Origin of the sequence: Holtiella tumoricola (assembly GCF_027857615.1) — a bacterium.
In the GTDB taxonomy this organism is placed as follows: Bacteria; Bacillota; Clostridia; order Lachnospirales; family Cellulosilyticaceae; genus Holtiella; species Holtiella tumoricola.
Window position 1 is genome coordinate 1 of the sequence record NZ_JAQIFT010000009.1, and the last position, 874, is coordinate 874.

At 42.7% G+C, this 874-nt stretch carries 1 protein-coding gene and 1 pseudogene; both read left to right on the plus strand.

Translation table 11 applies throughout. The features are described from left to right. Positions 1 to 451, plus strand: a pseudogene (locus PBV87_RS01430) (exosporium glycoprotein BclB-related protein); the annotation flags it as partial. 10 nt (positions 452 to 461) lie between these two features. Then, positions 462 to 874: hypothetical protein (locus PBV87_RS01435; protein WP_271010897.1), on the plus strand; the 413-nt coding region annotated here is incomplete at its 3' end.

Consider the following 874-nt stretch of genomic DNA (forward strand, 5'->3'; position numbering starts at 1 on the left):
AACGGGTCCTAAGGGGGCAACGGGAGCAATAGGTCCACAAGGCCCTACAGGTGCAGCAGGCCCACAAGGTCCAAGAGGAGAAACTGGAGAGCAAGGACCAGCTGGAGTTGCAGGATCTAAAATGCATAATGTTACTGGGACACCAGCTACATCATTAGGTGTAGTAGGAGATTGGGCACTGAATACATCTAATGGAGATGTATTTGAAAAAACAGCATCTACAACTTGGACTAAAAGAGGAAACTTTAAGGGAACAACTGGAGCACAGGGACCAGTGGGAGCAACAGGCCCACAAGGGCCAAGAGGAGAAACAGGACCACAAGGACCAGCAGGTGCAAAGGGGGCTACAGGACCACAGGGGCCTAAAGGTGATCCAGGTGATGGCATTAAAGTTGGGACAACTACATCCAATGCAGTACCAAGAAAACTATTTTTTAAAGTAATAGAATAGGAGGCATGACATGGCTAAATTAAAAGGAGAACTTCAGGCTGATAATGGAGATGTACTGCATCCTCATACATCTGCAGACGTTGTATTTATGGAGGATGGAACGAGTGCAGAAGAAAAAGTTAAAAGTATAGAGCAGAAAATAACGGGTATAGATGTTTCGGGTGATGTTAGACGGGTTGTCAACGAAAGAGTTAATGCAGATACTTCTAAGCCACTTAGTACTCTGATTAATGAATGGATTACTTCAGCTAAAACAGCTATTTTAGAGGCAATAAGTACTTTGACAACGCATGTTACTAATCAGCATACAGCTACTAAGAATCATGTAACTTCTAAAGTAGATGCAGCTAGAGATAATATTAAGAGTCATATTACAACAGCTACAAGTGGACTGAAAGTATATCAACCACATTCAAGCAATGT